The sequence below is a fragment of the Neobacillus sp. BP17 genome (assembly GCF_059579525.1).
The window spans coordinates 1,008,963-1,026,639 of record NZ_CM184198.1 but is presented as its reverse complement, the minus strand read 5'-3'; the positions used below and the strand labels follow the sequence as shown (position 1 = coordinate 1,026,639).

At 39.2% G+C, this 17,677-nt stretch carries 17 protein-coding genes; 11 read left to right on the top strand and 6 right to left on the bottom strand.

The features are described from left to right. The first annotated feature begins 6 nt into the window (after positions 1-6). From ilvD to leuD, 8 genes are all read left to right on the top strand, one after another. Positions 7-1,677: a dihydroxy-acid dehydratase gene (gene ilvD, locus AC4QJR_RS04855; protein ID WP_375376223.1), complete on the top strand. Its 1,671-nt coding sequence runs from the start codon at positions 7-9 to the stop codon at positions 1,675-1,677. 502 nt (positions 1,678-2,179) lie between these two features. Then, complete coding sequence (ilvB, locus tag AC4QJR_RS04850; RefSeq protein ID WP_098575783.1) at positions 2,180-3,907, top strand: acetolactate synthase large subunit; 1,728 nt, start codon at positions 2,180-2,182, stop codon at positions 3,905-3,907. Next, entirely contained in the window at positions 3,904-4,425 is a 522-nt protein-coding gene (ilvN, locus tag AC4QJR_RS04845) for an acetolactate synthase small subunit (protein ID WP_098575784.1), read from the top strand. The genes ilvB and ilvN overlap by 4 nt, the downstream gene beginning before the upstream one ends. A gap of 26 nt (positions 4,426-4,451) precedes the next feature. After that, positions 4,452-5,486, top strand: coding sequence for a ketol-acid reductoisomerase (gene ilvC, locus AC4QJR_RS04840; protein WP_098575785.1), 1,035 nt, complete (start codon positions 4,452-4,454; stop codon positions 5,484-5,486). Beyond that, positions 5,473-7,014 (top strand): 2-isopropylmalate synthase, encoded by a 1,542-nt coding sequence (locus tag AC4QJR_RS04835; RefSeq protein WP_496525491.1) that lies wholly within the window; start codon positions 5,473-5,475, stop codon positions 7,012-7,014. The genes ilvC and AC4QJR_RS04835 overlap by 14 nt, the downstream gene beginning before the upstream one ends. 35 nt (positions 7,015-7,049) lie before the next feature. After that, on the top strand, positions 7,050-8,156 hold the full coding sequence (leuB, locus tag AC4QJR_RS04830) for a 3-isopropylmalate dehydrogenase (protein ID WP_098575787.1): 1,107 nt from the start codon (positions 7,050-7,052) through the stop codon (positions 8,154-8,156). Positions 8,157-8,243: 87 nt separating this feature from the next. Next, positions 8,244-9,665, top strand: a complete 1,422-nt coding sequence (leuC, locus tag AC4QJR_RS04825) for a 3-isopropylmalate dehydratase large subunit (protein WP_251459340.1) — start codon at positions 8,244-8,246, stop codon at positions 9,663-9,665. 3 nt (positions 9,666-9,668) lie between these two features. Next, the gene (leuD, locus tag AC4QJR_RS04820; protein WP_496525490.1) at positions 9,669-10,253 is read left to right on the top strand and encodes a 3-isopropylmalate dehydratase small subunit; all 585 of its coding nucleotides are present in this window, start codon (positions 9,669-9,671) and stop codon (positions 10,251-10,253) included. A 46-nt stretch (positions 10,254-10,299) separates the two neighbouring features. On the opposite strand, the gene AC4QJR_RS04815 is transcribed toward leuD, so the two are convergent. Next, positions 10,300-10,875 carry a GNAT family N-acetyltransferase gene (locus AC4QJR_RS04815; RefSeq protein ID WP_496525489.1) on the bottom strand — a complete coding sequence of 192 codons (576 nt, stop codon included), beginning with the start codon at positions 10,873-10,875 and terminating at the stop codon, positions 10,300-10,302. Between the two features lie 35 nt (positions 10,876-10,910). Beyond that, the gene (locus AC4QJR_RS04810; protein WP_098575791.1) at positions 10,911-11,225 is read right to left on the bottom strand and encodes a DUF3892 domain-containing protein; all 315 of its coding nucleotides are present in this window, start codon (positions 11,223-11,225) and stop codon (positions 10,911-10,913) included. 360 nt (positions 11,226-11,585) lie between these two features. On the opposite strand from AC4QJR_RS04810, the gene AC4QJR_RS04805 reads away from it, so the two are divergent. Together AC4QJR_RS04805 and AC4QJR_RS04800 are read left to right on the top strand one after the other, a co-directional pair. Continuing rightward, positions 11,586-12,176 carry a molybdopterin-dependent oxidoreductase gene (locus AC4QJR_RS04805; protein ID WP_496525488.1) on the top strand — a complete coding sequence of 197 codons (591 nt, stop codon included), beginning with the start codon at positions 11,586-11,588 and terminating at the stop codon, positions 12,174-12,176. A 108-nt stretch (positions 12,177-12,284) separates the two neighbouring features. Further along, positions 12,285-12,560 (top strand): hypothetical protein, encoded by a 276-nt coding sequence (locus tag AC4QJR_RS04800; protein ID WP_496525487.1) that lies wholly within the window; start codon positions 12,285-12,287, stop codon positions 12,558-12,560. Between the two features lie 231 nt (positions 12,561-12,791). Here the strand turns inward: AC4QJR_RS04800 and AC4QJR_RS04795 are convergent, their stop codons facing one another. The 3 genes from AC4QJR_RS04795 to AC4QJR_RS04785 all read right to left on the bottom strand — a co-directional run bounded on the left by AC4QJR_RS04795 (position 12,792) and on the right by AC4QJR_RS04785 (position 15,186). After that, complete coding sequence (locus AC4QJR_RS04795; protein ID WP_496525486.1) at positions 12,792-13,751, bottom strand: DUF3231 family protein; 960 nt, start codon at positions 13,749-13,751, stop codon at positions 12,792-12,794. 200 nt (positions 13,752-13,951) lie between these two features. Then, positions 13,952-14,377 carry a hypothetical protein gene (locus AC4QJR_RS04790; protein ID WP_496525485.1) on the bottom strand — a complete coding sequence of 142 codons (426 nt, stop codon included), beginning with the start codon at positions 14,375-14,377 and terminating at the stop codon, positions 13,952-13,954. Positions 14,378-14,703: 326 nt separating this feature from the next. After that, the gene (locus tag AC4QJR_RS04785; RefSeq protein WP_496525484.1) at positions 14,704-15,186 is read right to left on the bottom strand and encodes a CBO0543 family protein; all 483 of its coding nucleotides are present in this window, start codon (positions 15,184-15,186) and stop codon (positions 14,704-14,706) included. A gap of 252 nt (positions 15,187-15,438) precedes the next feature. On the opposite strand from AC4QJR_RS04785, the gene AC4QJR_RS04780 reads away from it, so the two are divergent. Next, positions 15,439-17,007, top strand: a complete 1,569-nt coding sequence (locus AC4QJR_RS04780) for a glycosyl hydrolase family 28-related protein (RefSeq protein WP_496525483.1) — start codon at positions 15,439-15,441, stop codon at positions 17,005-17,007. On the opposite strand, the gene AC4QJR_RS04775 is transcribed toward AC4QJR_RS04780, so the two are convergent. Then, the gene (locus tag AC4QJR_RS04775) at positions 16,998-17,588 is read right to left on the bottom strand and encodes a DUF1836 domain-containing protein (protein ID WP_496525482.1); all 591 of its coding nucleotides are present in this window, start codon (positions 17,586-17,588) and stop codon (positions 16,998-17,000) included. The genes AC4QJR_RS04780 and AC4QJR_RS04775 overlap by 10 nt on opposite strands. Positions 17,589-17,677: the final 89 nt, after the last annotated feature.

Here is a 17,677-nt window from a genome sequence, read left to right as displayed (position 1 = left end):
AAAAACATGCGTAGCGATATGATTAAAAAGGGAATTGATCGGGCACCCCACCGCAGCCTATTATATGCAACCGGGGTCAAAACGAGTGACCTTGAAAAACCGTTTATCGGAGTTTGTAACTCGTTCATTGAAATTATCCCAGGACACAAACACCTTAATCATTTCGGTGAGATTGTAAAAGAGGCTATTCGCGAAGCAGGCGGTATTCCTTTCGAGTTTAATACAATCGGTGTAGATGATGGGATTGCAATGGGACATATTGGGATGCGCTATTCCCTCCCGAGTCGCGAATTGATCGCCGATAGTGCCGAAACCGTAATTAATGCACATTGGTTCGATGGTGTCTTCTACATTCCCAACTGTGACAAGATTACACCAGGTATGCTAATGGCAGCAGCAAGAACCAATGTCCCTTCTGTCTTTGTCTCAGGCGGGCCGATGGAAGCAGGTGTTTCACCATCGACTGGAAAGAACCTTTCCCTCACTTCTGTTTTTGAAGGTGTTGGGGCTTACCATAACGGTACGATTAGTCAGCAGCAGCTGCTAGACATTGAAACAAATGCTTGCCCTACTTGCGGCTCATGTTCCGGGATGTTTACAGCCAATTCAATGAACTGCCTAATGGAAGTATTAGGAATGACTGTTCCTGGAAATGGAACCATTGTGGCAACTTCTGAAGAAAGACATGAACTTATTCGTCAAGCCGCCAGGTATTTAGTAGAACTAGTGAAAAAAGATATCCGCCCTCGTGACATTATTACTAGAGAGGCAATTGATAATGCCTTTGCCCTAGATATGGCCATGGGTGGTTCAACAAATACCGTGCTTCATACATTGGCAATTGCCCATGAAGCTGGGATTGATTATGACTTACGTGAGATTAACAAAATTGCTGAAAGAGTTCCTTATCTAGCAAAAATTATGCCAGCATCTGATTATTCAATGGATGACATTCATCGTGCAGGCGGTGTTAGTGCCATTATTAATGAACTTTATAAAGTGGAAGGCGCCTTGCATGATAACTGTATTACCATTACTGGAAAGACTCTTGCAGAAAATGTGAAGGAAGCAACAATCACGAATGAAACGGTCATCCGGACCAAAGACAATCCATATAGCCCAGTTGGAGGACTATCCATCCTTTATGGAAACATTGCTCCTAACGGCAGTGTCATCAAGGTTGGTGCTGTAGATCCTTCCATTAAAACATTCTTAGGTGAAGCAATCGTTTTTGATTCCCAGGATGAGGCACAAGAAAATATTAATAACGGTACGGTTCAAGCAGGACACGTGGTCGTTATCCGTTATGAAGGTCCAAAAGGCGGACCAGGAATGCCTGAAATGCTTGCACCTACTTCCGCGATCATGGGCCGTGGATTAGGGAAAGAAGTTGCCCTAATTACGGATGGTCGCTTCTCAGGTGCAAGCCGCGGAATTTCCATCGGTCATATTTCACCAGAAGCAGCAGAAGGTGGACCAATTGCTCTTGTTGAAAATGGTGATAAAATCCTAATCGATTTAGAAGCACGCTCTATTGAACTTCTTGTTGATGATGAAGTTTTAGCTGAACGACAGAAGGCATTTGTGAAACCAGAGCCAAAAATTAAAACTGGTTATCTTGCAAGATATGCAGCACTTGTTACATCTGCCAATACTGGCGGGATTATGAAAATATAAAACTTTAGAACATTGGGAACTCATTAGTACCCCTCCCCTTCCTAAAGGAAGTTAAGGTGCTAAAGCGGTAAAGAAAATCATTTGACAAAAAAATATCCATAAATCGATGACGGGAATAAAGGAATAAGAATTCGTATTTTCAGAGAGCTGGGGTTGCTGGAAGCCCAGTAATACAACTTATTCTGACATCATCCCTGAGTGTTAAGCCGAACAATCATAACTTAAGTAGGCTTAATCGGGTGTCCATCTTGAACACCTGTTACCAAAAGAAGCGTTCCTCAATATTTTAGATGTCGCTTCATAAGGCAGTATTCGTAAGAATACTGTAAAAACGGGTGGTACCGAGAAAATGAAAGGTCTTTTCTCCCCGATTATTCTGCTTTTGATGTTCTTGACTGCAGTCTATTCAGGGAGAATAGGGCCTTTTTTACTATGTTTCTAATAATACCGAAGTTTCAAACAATTTTTTAAAATTCAATCATCCGCAAGGAGGGATTACGACGTGAAAGTAGAAGCAAAAAAGCTTGAGGTCCAAACAACTACAGAGCCGAGAACCGGTGCAGACCTTCTCATCGACTTACTAAAAAAAGAAGGTGTAGAAACACTGTTTGGATATCCGGGAGGTGCCGTGCTTCCAATATACGATGCCATTTATCGCGCCCAGGGTACCATCAAGCATGTTCTTTTCCGACATGAACAAGGAATGATCCATGCAGCTGAAGGATATGCGCGAGTTACCGGAAAACCTGGAGTCGTTATTGCTACCTCAGGACCTGGGGCAACCAACCTTGTGACCGGGATAACAGATGCGATGATGGACTCCCTGCCACTTGTTGTCTTCACAGGGCAGGTAGCAAGAAGTGTCATCGGAACAGACGCCTTCCAAGAAGCGGATGTTATGGCGATCACAACACCAATCACCAAACATAACTATCAGGTACAATCTATCGAGGACTTACCACGTATCGTGAAGGAAGCATTTCATATCGCTTCTACCGGACGGCCAGGGCCAGTCTTAGTCGATGTCCCTAAAGATATTTCCGCCGGATTTCTAACGGAAGAACCTGAAGAAGCAAGCATTAATTTACCTGGATACCAGCCAACAACAAAGCCGAATCCATTTCAAATAAAGAAACTTGCTGATTCGATTTCAAAGGCTTCCAAGCCGGTAATTCTTTCAGGCGCAGGTGTTCTCCATGGAAAAGCATCAGCCGAGCTCACTGCTTTTGCAGAAAAACATCAGATCCCGGTCGTTACTACTTTACTTGGACTTGGTACTTTTCCGGCAGATCATTCCCTCTCACTAGGAATGGGAGGAATGCACGGAACGTATGCAGCGAACATGGCCATTTACGAAAGTGATCTACTTATTAACTTTGGTGCCCGCTTCGATGACAGACTAACAGGCAATCTTAAGCACTTTGCTCCATTTGCGAAAGTCGCCCATATTGACATCGATCCAGCCGAAATTGGAAAAAATGTGCCAACACATCTGCCAATCGTTTCTGATACCAAAGAGGCTTTAAGTGAGCTGCTTGTTCAAGAAATAGAATCACCAGCAACCGCTGAATGGCTGCAAAAATTGAGTCAAAACAAACAGGAATATCCGCTTTGGTATAAACATGATCCAAACGGCATGTGTCCGCAATGGGTTATCGAAGCAGTCCATAAAGTAACAAACGGTGACGCTATTGTCGCAACCGATGTAGGGCAGCACCAAATGTGGGCAGCGCAGTATTACACCTTTAAACAGCCGCACCGCTGGATTACTTCAGGTGGACTTGGAACAATGGGCTTTGGGTTCCCTGCAGCGATTGGTGCACAAATTGCCGAGCCAGATAGTACAGTCGTTGCGATTGTTGGGGATGGCGGTTTTCAAATGACACTTCAGGAATTATCGATTATTTATGAACGAAACCTTCCAGTAAAGATCATTATTGTCAACAACGGAGCATTAGGAATGGTTCGCCAATGGCAGGAACTTTTACACGGAAACCGTATTTCGGAATCGATTCTTCATACACAACCTGATTTTGTCAAACTTGCTGACAGTTATTCGATTAAGGGTTACCGGGTTAACAACCAGGAAGAACTGATTACCGTGTTGCCAGAGGTATTTGCTCATAATGGCCCAGTATTAGTTGATTGCCGTGTACTTCAGCAAGAAAAAGTATTCCCAATGATTGCCCCTGGTAAAGGAATTCATGAAATGATTGGGGTGAAACCATGAAACGGATCATCACAGCAACCGTCCAAGACCGCAGCGGAGTCCTAAACCGTGTCACCGGACTTTTGCAGCGACGCCAGTTCAATATTGAAAGTATTTCAGTTGGTCCATCTGAAACCGAAGGGATTTCAAAAATGACACTAGTCGTCGAGGTTGAAGATGAACAGCGCCTGGAACAGGTGACGAAACAATTAAATAAGCAAATTGATGTTTTAAAAGTTTCAGATATTACGGATAAAGCAATTGTCGCCCGTGAACTGGCCCTAATTAAAGTAGCCTCAAGCAGTCAATTGCGCAGTGAAATTCACGGGATTATCGATCCGTTCCGCGCCCTAATTATTGATGTAAGCAAAGACAGTCTCGCCGTCCAAATTACAGGACGTCCTGATAAAATCGATGCCTTGATCGAAATGCTCAGACCTTATGGCATTAAGGAAATTGCAAGAACTGGTTTGACTGCCCTCCAGCGTGGGCACCAACCGCAAGGAAGCGACCTAGCAACATACTCACTATTAAAATAACAATATATTTGAGAGGATGATTCATAATGGTAAAGGTACTTTATAACGGAGATATTCAAGAAGAGGTTTTACAAGGAAAGAAAATCGCAGTAATCGGATATGGCTCTCAAGGTCATGCACATGCCCTTAACTTAAAAGAAAGCGGCTTTGATGTAGTAGTTGGTTTACGTGGAGGAAAATCATGGGATAAAGCAGTCGAAGATGGGTTAGACGTTCGTACTGTTGCAGAAGCAACTGCAGCTGCAGAGGTAGTAATGGTTCTTCTTCCAGATGAAATGCAGCCAAAAGTATATGAAGAAAGCATCAAAGCAAACCTTGAAGCAGGAAATGCTCTAGTTTTCGCTCATGGCTTCAACATTCATTTTAGCCAAATCGTCCCTCCTGCCGATGTTGACGTATTCTTAGTAGCGCCAAAAGGCCCAGGACATTTAGTACGCCGTACTTATACAGAAGGTGCCGGAGTTCCTGCTCTATATGCAGTTTACCAAGACTACACTGGTCAAGCACGCGATGTTGCTCTTGCTTATGCAAAAGGAATCGGTTCTGCTCGTGCGGGAGTATTAGAAACTTCTTTCCAAGAAGAAACAGAAACAGATTTATTCGGAGAACAAGCGGTTCTTTGCGGCGGTACTACTGCCCTAATCAAAGCTGGCTTCGAAACACTAGTAGAAGCAGGTTATCAGCCTGAAGTTGCATACTTCGAGTGTTTACATGAATTGAAATTAATCGTTGACCTTTTATATGAAGGTGGCTTAGAAAACATGCGTTATTCAATCTCTGACACTGCACAATGGGGAGATTTCGTTTCTGGACCACGTGTAGTGAACGAAGATACAAAAGCTCGCATGAAAGAAGTATTAAAAGATATCCAAACTGGTAAATTTGCTCAGGGCTGGATCTTAGAGAATCAAACAAACCGCCCTCAATTCAATGCGATTAATCGTGCTGAAAACAATCACCAAATTGAACAAGTTGGCCGTGAGCTTCGTGCATTAATGCCGTTTATTAAAAACAAACCAGTAAATGCAAAGAAGGAAGTGGTGGTAAATGGTTCACGTTAACATCTTCGATACGACATTACGCGATGGTGAACAGTCCCCTGGTGTGAATTTAAACCAGCTGGAAAAATTGGAAATCGCAAGACAACTTGAACGGTTTGGGGTTGATATTATGGAGGCCGGCTTTCCGGCTTCCTCCCAAGGCGATTTTGAAGCAGTAAGAGCAATCGCCCGGAATATAAAAAATGTATCAGTCACAGGCTTGGCAAGAGCGACGAAATCGGACATTGACATTGCGTGGGATGCGTTAAAAGATGCAGCAGAACCAAGGTTGCATGTATTCCTTGCCACCTCCCCAATCCATATGCAGTATAAATTGATGAAAACACCTGAGGAAGTTACACAAATTGCTGTAGACATGGTGTCTTATGCGAAAAAGAACTTCCCGCATATTGAATGGTCAGCGGAAGATGCATCCCGTTCTGATTTAGATTTCCTTGTTCAAATTATTACCAAGGTCATTGATGCCGGTGCTACAGTTATTAATCTTCCTGATACAGTCGGTTATACCACACCGGAAGAATATGGACGCATGTTCCGTTACATCCGAGAAAACGTTCCAAATATTCATAAAGCAGCATTATCTTGCCATTGTCATGATGATTTAGGAATGGCGGTTGCGAATTCATTAGCTGCAATCGAAAACGGTGTAACCCAAGTTGAAGGTACGATCAATGGAATTGGAGAACGTGCTGGGAATGCTTCTTTAGAGGAAGTTGCTGTTGCTTTAAACATTCGCAAAGATAAGTATCCTTATACAACCAATTTAGTATTAAAAGAAATTAAACGCACGAGTGATCTTGTCAGCCGCTTTACAGGTATGATCGTTCCGCCTAATAAAGCCGTGGTTGGAAAGAATGCTTTCGCCCATGAATCGGGAATCCATCAGGATGGCGTCTTAAAAAATACATTAACTTATGAGATTATTACTCCTGAGTTAGTCGGGGTCAAATCTAATGATTTAGTTCTAGGCAAACACTCCGGCCGCCATGCCTTCAAAGATAAAATTGAACAGATGGGCTTTGAACTACCGGATGGAAAATTGATTGAGGCCTTTACTGCTTTTAAACAGTTAACCGACCGTAAAAAAGAAGTAACGGATGAAGATCTTTTTGCTATTTTAACCGATATTCAAACAACCGCTGTTGATATCAAAAAATATGAACTTGTTGCTTTCCAAGTCCATTACGGCTCAGCCAACTTGCCGACAGCGACGGTAGCATTAACCACTCCAGAAGGTATTCGAGTCGAAACAGCCCGTACAGGTTCTGGTAGTGTTGAAGCTTTAATGAACACATTGGAAGCACTAATTAAAGAAGAAATCCATCTTACAGATTTTAGATTAAGTTCGATTGGTCAAGGACGGGACGCACTTGCTGAGGTCCATGTCAAAATGACCGTGAACGGAACCCCTGTAACTGGACGCGGTTCAGCACAAGACGTACTGGAAGCTTCTGCAAAATCATTCTTAAACGCTGTTAATCGTGTATTTTTCAACCAAAATGCAGCTGTAAAAGAAACGGTAGTCTAATAAATCAAAAACAATAAATGAGGAGGTTGCTTCTAATGAAAAAACGTATTGTCTTACTTCCCGGTGATGGCATTGGCAAGGAAGTTATTAACTCAGCAAAAGATGTATTAAATGCAATCGCTGAAGAATACAATCATACTTTTAGCTTTGAAACCCATGAAATCGGAGGAGCAGCCATAGACCTTTACGGCACTCCCCTTCCGGAATCAACCGTTGATGCTTGCAAACAAGCGGATGCGGTATTGCTCGGTGCTGTTGGCGGGCCAAAATGGGATAACAATCCCTCCCATTTACGTCCTGAACGAGGCCTGCTAGGAATCCGCAAGGCACTTGATTTATATGCAAACTTAAGGCCGATTAAAGGATTTAAAAACCTTCTTCATGCCTCTCCTTTAAAGGAAGAAGTAGTATCTGGAAGCGACCTCCTTATCGTACGTGAGTTAACCGGAGGCCTTTATTTCGGAACACCAAGTGAACGTCGTGATAACGGAAACTCCGTTGTAGACACGCTTGTCTATTCCCGTCAAGAGATTGAGAGAATTGTCGATAAAGGTTTTCAGGCAGCCCAGCAAAGGCGTGGTCATCTTACTTCGGTTGATAAAGCAAATGTACTCGAGTCTAGCAAACTATGGCGCGAAATCGTTGAAGAGAAGAAAGCTCAATATCCAGATGTAGCTGTGGAACATGTATTAGTTGATGCTGCCGCTATGAAACTAATCACGAACCCTAGCCAGTTTGATGTCATCGTTACAGAGAATCTATTCGGCGACATCTTAAGTGATGAGGCCTCAGTTATTACCGGATCACTTGGGATGCTCCCTTCTGCCAGCTTAAATGAAAATGGAGTCGGCCTATATGAACCTGTTCACGGCTCCGCTCCTGACATCGCTGGTAAAGGCGTAGCCAATCCAGTTGCTATGATTTTGTCGGCCGCAATGATGCTTAGATACTCATTCCAATTGAATGACGAAGCTAACATCATTGAAGATGCAGTCCAATCGGTATTAGATGCCGGCTTCCACACTGGCGACCTTCAGGTTCATGATGGACGTCTTGTTGGAACAGCAGAAATGACAAAACGGATTGCAGATTACATCAAATCACAAAATGCTTCGAAGTGCATCGCTAGTTGTTATTTTTAAAAATTTCATTGGGTAAACCGTCTTGGCGGCGGTTTACCCCTAAATTTATCTAAAGAATTAAAATTCATTTACGTGAGGAAGGACGCTATGCAAACACCAAAAAATATTATCCAAAAGATTTGGGAAAAGCATGTAGTACACCAAGAAGACGGAAAACCCGATTTATTATATATCGACCTACACCTTGTTCACGAAGTAACCTCTCCTCAGGCATTCGAGGGTTTACGAATGAATGGTCGTAAAGTTCGCCGCCCTGATCTTACCTTTGCGACGATGGATCATAATGTGCCAACCCGCCAACGCCTTGTCATCAATGATCCTGTTTCAAAGAAACAAATTGATACCTTACAACAAAATTGTCAGGATTTCGGGGTTTCACTTGCTGATATTCATCACCCAGATAACGGAATTGTCCATGTCATCGGCCCTGAACTTGGACTTACGCAGCCTGGAAAAACCATTGTGTGCGGTGATAGTCATACCTCTACACACGGAGCATTTGGTGCGCTCGCTTTTGGAATTGGTACAAGCGAAGTTGAACATGTACTTGCAACCCAAACCCTTTGGCAAGCACCGCCTAAAACCTTAAATGTCAAGGTCAATGGAAAGCTAGGTACGGGTGTTACAGCTAAAGACTTAATTCTTGCCATCATCGGTAAATTCGGTGTCCAATTTGGAACAGGTTATGTGATGGAATACACAGGCGAAGCCATCCGTTCGCTCTCCATGGAAGAACGAATGACAGTTTGTAACATGTCGATTGAAGCGGGTGCAAGAGCTGGTCTTATCACTCCAGATGAAACGACTTTTGAATATTTACGCGGCCGTCGTCATGTACCGCAAGGAGAAGCGTTTGAACAAGCTGTTGCTGAGTGGAAGGCTCTAGCTTCAGATGAAGGGGCAGCCTATGACTTGGTTGTTGAGATTGAAGCAGCCGAAGTTGAGCCACAAGTAACCTGGGGAACAAATCCAGGAATGTGTATTCCGATTACTGCAAATGTTCCAAATCCAGACGAAACCGAGAAACCTAGTGAAAAGGACGAAATCCAGCGTGCGCTTGAGTACATGGGCCTTGAAGCAGGTCAGCCAATCTCAAATGTGAAAATTGACCATGTTTTCATCGGTTCTTGCACGAATTCCCGTTTAAGCGACTTACGAAGTGCAGCAGAAGTAATCCGGGGCAAGAAGGTTAGCCCTTCTGTAACTGCCATCGTTGTTCCTGGTTCATTTAGTGTTAAACTTGCTGCCGAAAAAGAAGGTTTGGATAAGGTCTTTACAGATGCAGGATTTGAGTGGCGTGAAGCCGGCTGCAGTATGTGCCTGGCCATGAACGATGACATTGTTCCACCAGGTGAACGCTGTGCCTCCACTTCAAACCGAAATTTTGAAGGCCGCCAAGGAAACGGAGCCAGAACACATCTTGTCAGCCCTGAAATGGCAGCCGCCGCCGCTATTGCAGGTCACTTCGTAGATGTTCGACATTTTGCTGCTGCACAGGAGGTTAGATAGAATATGGAACCATTAAAAATTCATCAAGGCCTTGTTTATCCATTAAACCGATCGAATATTGATACAGACCAAATTATCCCGAAGCAGTTTTTAAAGCGGATTGAACGCAGTGGTTTTGGTCAATTCCTTTTTTATCATTGGCGTTTTGATGATGAAGGAAATCTTCGACCAGATTTCTCATTAAATGATCCGAAATATAAGGACGCTTCAATTTTAGTTGCCGGTGAAAACTTTGGCTGCGGATCTTCACGTGAGCATGCTCCGTGGGCGGTTCAAGATTTTGGCTTTAAAATTGTCATCGCCCCAAGTTTTGCAGATATTTTTAAAAATAATTGTGTCAAAAATGGGATTCTCCCGATTCAAATTAGTAATGAACAAGTTCAGTCCATCATTAAAAAGGCTGAATCCGAAGAATACCAATTAACGGTTGACCTTGAAAATCAAGTAGTTTATGACAATGAAGGTTTCAAGGCTTCATTCGATATTGCCCCATACCCTAAAGTCATGCTACTTAATGGCTGGGATGAGATTGGTGTCACTTTATCGTATGAGGATAAAATTGAGCAATATGAACTTGCTCGTAAATAAACATCAAAAATGAGCCTGGAATCCCAGGCTCATTTATTATTGGTTGTCATAGCTCGTTTAAAATATTTCTATTCTCAGATTCTTCGTTAAAGGTCAATACCTCTTCAACCGGCTCGTATGATTCACCGTAAAAATGATGATCTTTATAAGTGTGAATCATATCATATGTTTTTCTCATGGATTCAAAAATCATTTCTTCTGATTCTTCATTAGGCGCCCAGTAGAGGATTTCCATCCTATTAACCTCGTTTGTCGCTAATGATTTTCTCTCATAGCCGATAGAAGCGGCATGCTCAAATTTTTCACGTTTATAAAAGTGAAGCCGTTTTTCGGTATCGCTATCTTCATAGTTGACTGGTTCTACTTCAAGGATAATAGGCTTTCCTTTTCGTTTTAACTTTTCTAAAAGTTTATGGCCAAGTCCCTCGCCACGTGCATTTTTTGAAACAAATAGATAATCAATAAACACAAAATTGTCTAATTCCGCATACATCAAAACATGATTTGGCCCCTCGTCTTTATGATAGATGTTTGAACGTTCTTTCAGTAAGGTTTCCATGTGATCCCTTGATTTCATTTCTTCAACAGGAAAATACTGATTCAACTTTTCATACCAATGCATGGTAATACTCCTTTATATTCTGCTTAGTTTTTTCATTAAAACTCAGGTAATTGATCAAGATTATTTTCTTTGATGCCGTCTGGTTCACTGCGGATAATGTCTCGTCCATATTTATGGAATACGTCCACATGAGCAATCATTCCAGCTTTTGCTTCATTTAATGCAGTAATATAATCTAACTCTCGGCCCGTGCTTGTTTTAAACGCGATAATGTCTCCATCATCGTTTTTCCTAACCGATACGAACTCCTCTTTGCCATCAGGATTACTCTGCCCTGCTTCCAGTTGAGCTTGCTGCTGACTGGCCTGCTTGTACTCATCATAAATTCTTTCAAAATCTTTCTGTTCCAAATCTTCCACCTCCGAACATTTGTTAGTATTTTTCTTTTTTTAAATATTATCCACACTTACCTAAGTGTCAAAGAATCCTTGGCCCTTTAGAAGATCTTTATACCTGTTAATATGCTCATTACACAACTCTTCAGAAACTAAACTTCTAGGAAATGTTTGATGATTCCAACATTTATAAAGTTATGCCTGCTGCACTAACGGGGATAATAGAATAAGAAATTTATGGGAATAAACTAATTCCAAATTTCAGGAAAATCTCAAATAACGGATATTACTACAGTATGCTTTCCTTATTTTGAAGCATACTATACAAATCACTGTGATTTAATAAAGTTTAAGATAAAAAAGGGATGGTGTAAGATGAAAAAGCAGCTTCCACCTGGCCAATTTGAAACAGAAAAATGGCCAATACTGTTCAAAGGGGATGTTCCCGAGTTTAATGAAATCACATGGAATTTCAGACTTTTTGGTGAAGTGAAGGATGAAAAGTCCTTATCCTATAAAGAAATCATGGAGCTTCCAAAGACCATATCAAGCATTAACATGCATTGTGTTACCACCTGGTCTAAATTTGATACAACTTTTGAAGGAATTGCACTTAGAGAGTTATTGAAATTTGTTGAAATTAATGAAGGTGTAAAATACATTAAAATTTACGGTTACTACAATGGGGACAGATTTGGTTATTCTGCAAACCTGCCGCTAGAGCCTTTATTAGGGGACGATTCTTTGTTTGTATACCGTTGGAAGGATAAAAATCATGATTGGCAGGATATTGATCAAAAACATGGTTATCCACTAAGGTTTATTCCACCAGAAATATTTTATCTATGGAAAGGCTCAAAGTGGGTTTCAGGGATTAAGTTTATGAAAGCAGACAAGGCTGGTTTTTGGGAAGAGCTTGGCTATTCGATGACAGCAAATCCATTTAAAGAAGAGCGATACCGTTAACACAGGCTAAGAAACAAAAAGGAAGGTAAGAAATACATAAACTTAGTTATTCGAAAAAAGGTTAAGTAAGGAAGATTTGGCAAATCCTAAGTAGAGGGAGGATTTGAAATGAAATTTACTATCCGTATTTTCTTCAGGGAAAACTTTAATAATTCAATATTTGAAAGAGAGCTAAAAAAATCCTTAGAGGAAATTAGTATATCTGTTACAAGTATTAATTTTAATCAATTTGAAGAAAAATACATACATAATAAAAGGAATATTATTGAGATAAATGTTGAAGTTAAAGGGGACTATATCGATTACAGAACCGTTTTTGGTTGTGTATTTTTAGTATTAGATGAACTTTCTTTAAATTTATCTGGATTAGATATAAATGAATAATAACAGAAGTAAAAAAAGCAAAAATACTCATGTATGAATAAAAACTTAGAAGTTTTGTAATTTAGAAATTGATTGGTGGCCCAATTTCAAAAGAACAAAAACCACCGGAGCTGAAAGTAGCTCCTTCAGCTCAATCAAAGATACTGCAATTAACACCTTTATTAATTGAAAAATACATTTGTTAGGCAAAAAGAACAGGCTTCTAGGCTTGTTTTTTTTGTTTATTTATAATTATTTAATTGACCTACTAGTTAATGGTGGTTCATTAAACCAACCTTTTTTAACCAATAGTTTAAACCCTTTTTCTGAAAAACTTTTGACCTGTTCAATTAATTCATTTAGAATTTTGACATGATTCTTCTTATAACTAGATACAGCTGCATTTTGTAAATTTATTATTCCAATAGGATTTAAAAACATTATTAGGTTCGACATTAACTTATCTGAAAATGGAGATTCATGGACCCTATGAACGAAGCTCTCTAGTCCAGTTGTTGTACTAACTCCGTTTTCCCTGAAAATATCCGATAAAGTAGCAGCTTGATGAAATGCTAATTTCTTGCCTTCATTAAATAATTGCTTTGACTCTTCATCTTTTACAACATCAGCAAAAGCTGCGCATAGAGCAACACCAACATTATTGCATTGGAGTGGACTGTACATATGTCCCAATTCTACCGCATTAAGTGGTCTCAATTGTGTAGATACAACCTTAAACAGTTTACTCTCTCTTTCATGTGCTTTCATATATAAAAATGGACTGTTTTGTAACAAGTTCTTTTCTTTTAATAAACCTAAAAGAGATTCATCAATTTGAATAAGCTTAGTGAGGACTTCACTAAAGAATTTCTTTACATTCATATCCGCTAGTTCTGAATATTGAGAAGCGAGGACCCGCATCCCATTTCCTGTAATATGCTTAAGGATTTCAATGACTAATTGATCGGTAAAAAGCTTTACTGAGGAGTTATATAAATCAACATCACTGAAAAATGGCGTTTCATTATAACCGCTGTCATTTAATATCTTTGTAGCCTCTTTTTCTTGAAATGTAGATAATGAATTGATTTCATCTAGAACAGTTCTCAAATCATTATCCTCAGCAGTGTCAATAAGATTTTTTAAAATAATATTAACCATATTCGAACTTGATTGTAGATACCAAAGAAAGCCGAACTCATTTACGTTCATACAAAAGGCTCCTTCATTATTTATTTTCTCTTAATTAGAATGACAAAAATATTGGTAATTATTCAGGGTATATTTCTAATTAATAATTTCGTCTCAATCTCAAACTTTATTAATTAGTATAATTTATATAATTTAATTAGAGTTTCTCTTAATAGAATACTAATTAAATTCACTGGCTCTCAGGTTTCTCAATAGCTTATTTAATGATTTTCATTAGTAATTCCTGGTATCACGCACAAAATTGGTAACCATATTGGACCAAATAAAAGTCCGAATATCTTGAAAGTTGATGAATATATACAACCCACTGTTACAAAGAAAGCACAAAAAACGAATGGTAAATAAGAAAATTTTCTATTTCCTCCACCAGCATCTTTATAAGCATCCCACATAGCAAAAAAGTATAAACAAGGGTAAAACATTAGCCATAGGTAATCAGTTTGAGCAATGGCTTTTTCGATTTCTCCATGAAAACTAGAAATTATAACAACATTAAAATTTGCATTTACATTTATAAGGAATTCTAAAAATACAAAAACAATACCTTTTATTAGTTTGCCATTTAAAAATTGACCAAATCCAGGAAGAGCAACACTCCATAGTAATACTTCTTTTGGGTTAGCCACCTAATTCAAGCTCCTTATTAAGTTTCTTATAGTGTGATTATGTCATATGTAAAAAAGGCAATCGCACTAATCATTATTCATTAAAAACTTAATTAGTTTTTTATTGTACTTTCACAATGTTTACAATTAGAGTTTGTCGGACTTTTAAAGAGATTAGATAAATTAAAGGGTAACCTAAATAATTAGGGCTTCCAACTCTGACAGCTTTTCTTAGTAAAGTAACGTGGAGTGGAACAAGAGAGTTAACAATCCAGTCCTATCTTTTATAGCACTTGACTGAAATCGTGGATTTAACATAATACATTGGGTAGTCTAACTACCCCTTTTTATTCATGAATTTTAGTTTTAAAAAACCAGTTGTGAAAAGCTTGTGTTATGTAATCAGTTATCCAAATTGTTATAAAACTCCAATACCAAGTCCATTTTTTATATTTAATTAATTTTGTATATTTCACTGCAATTATTTCAAAGATGACTATTACAGAAGTACTAATAAAGCAATGCAGGGTTTTTAAAAGGGTAGATTTATTTTTTGGATAGTACAAACTAAATAAAGCGCATAGTCCAGGATATATAAAGTATTCAAATGAGAAAGTAGCTTTATTTGCTTTTTTGAAAAATAAGCGATATGGATAGGAAATTAAGTTTCTTTCTACCACTAGTAATCCAAAAATCCATGTTAGTGCTTGTTTAAATAAAAATACAACTAATGATTCACGAATTTTATTTTTTGGTGTAAATTTTATTAATAATAATGACACAATTATCCAGGATGAAATTTCGATAGTTTTCTCTGCTTTGTATTTCATTTACTCTCCTCCTTTTATAAATAGTTTTTACTTTTAGAACTGATTAATTCTATTTTTGTTAAAGGTAAAATTATAATAAGAAGATAATATGTAATAAAACAGTAAGGGATATTAAGCTAAGCGTTGATTCAAGAAGGATTAACGATCTTATTGAACAGTCCCCCTCTGTTTGCAAAACCAATTTTTTACATCCATTTGGAAATTTGAATGGCAAATGTAATAATAACTGTGTCCTTTTGGGGTGTGAAATGATTGCTTTATTTAGAGAAAAACCATGATCCAAGAAGGAACGCCGCAATCCTTGCCGAAATTAACAACCAATTTGATTTAACAAAGGCCATTCAAGAAACTGAGCAGCTTTTTAATAAAACCCGAATGAGTAAAACCTCTCAACATAGAAAGAATGTAAAGCATTCTACAGGATCTCTTTCGCAAAAACTGGCTGGAATATTTTTTCGCCTTTTATCCACCAAGTCAACTACTGTTTCTCGAGGAAAGGTTATAGTAGATAAGGCTGAAGGCGTTATACCCGATTGGAAAGATCTGTTGGACAATGAGTTGGTTCATCTAGAAAATAATATAAAGAAAGTAGTTAATGTAGTGGATTATGGGGCTGTTGGCGATGGAAAAACGGATAACACCCTTGCATTTAAAAAAGCGATTGGCAACGGAAACGTGAAGGTCATTGTACCGGCTGGCGTCTTTATCACAAAGGGAATCCAACTCCCTTCCTTTACTCTGCTTGTCGGGGCAGGCAAAGGTGTGACGACCATTAAACTTCATGATTCAGCCAAAAAAGGCACAAGGCTGATTACAAACGCTGATCATTGGAAGGGTAATCACCATCTTTTCGTTGGAGCACTTAGTTTGGACTGGAATGTGGAAAGGCTTGGCAATGTGGCTAAAACAAGCACTTGGGGGAACCACTCAAGCTGTTTAACGTATGCAAATGTTACCTATGGCTGGGTTAAGGACATTGAAGCCATGAATCCAGGCCTGCATTGCTTTGATATTTCATCGACTTTGTACAATTATGCTGGCGACAGTTTTCGCGCACGCGGCGGAAGCAAGTATGTCTGGCTCGATAACTTAAACGGCTATGGCTTCGGTGATGATGGTATAACCACTCATCATAGTGAGTATATCTTCATCTCACGCTGCCACATGTGTGATCCGAGCGGCCGGGCCCACAAGAAGGGCTTTTCTAATTCTAATGGATTTGAGATCGATGATGGTTCAAGAAATGTCGTATTAGTTAATAATTCTTCATCCAGATGCTTTGGCGGGGTAGAAATTAAAGCTCACGAAAATTCGTCAGCAGCTTCAAATGTCCATATTGTCGGACATATTTCCGTCAATGATAACCGCTCGTTTAATTTCCGGCATATTGGACATCACAAAAGTACCGATGCTGAATCAAAAACGGCCTATAATATTTGTGCTGCGAATCTCGTAGCGACCGCGCCAGTTTTTACTGAGTTATATACAGGCTCAACACCGCGTGGGATGGTGATCTCCGCTTATAAAAATGTCGTGATTAACCATTTTACTTTGATTGGTGATCCAACTTATGACTACAAAGGCCACCCAGTTATTGCTGTCCAGTATCGGGCCAGAAATGTCCTATTAAAGCATATTAAGGTCAAGAATTTTAAACATGCCGGAAGCGATATTAAAGTATTCGGTGGTGAAAATCGTGCGGATTCTATCCAAATTTGTAATGTTGCGAGCCAAGATTCTGCACCTAAAGTAATTGAGATTGGACCAGATATCGAAGATGTTACAATTGAAAATCCAGAAAGCGTCCACAACTATTTGTGACGCTTTTCTCCTTTTTCAATAGTCATGTCATCGACCAGTTTTTCGGCTGCCTTGCGATATAAATTACTCATATGAACAAGGGAAGAAATCATTAATACTTGCTCAAGATCCTGCGATTTTCCTTGATTAGCTTCTATTATTTCTTTTTCAACTTCCTTTCCCCTTTCCTCAATGTCTACTTTGAAATCATCAACATTTTGGCGGGTTAAATTCAGATAACTGGTATAAAAAGAATCAAGTTCGATTTCCTCATTGATAATTTTTTGATTGATTCCAGCAAGGGTTGCTTTAATATCATTGATTGATAGGGCCCCTTTTAGTTGGTATATCAAACTCATCAGGATGAGATGTTCTTTTGAATATTTCTTATTATGGATTGGAAAAATGAGTTTTCCTTTCGCGTAGTTGTTGATCATCGTTTTGGTAAGGACTTTGTCGTCTGCATTCCGCTTTGTCCCCGAGAATTTATTCTCAAATAACTGGATTACCTGATCCATATATAAATCGATCTGTGGTATTTCCTCTAAGGTTAAACTTGCTTCTAGGCCGAGCTGTTCAATAATTTGATTGAAATTCTTCAATTTAAAAACCCCGTTCATTTGCTTTATATTTTTTATTATACCTAAACAGATATACATTGACTAGATGATAGTATATAAGTATTATTATA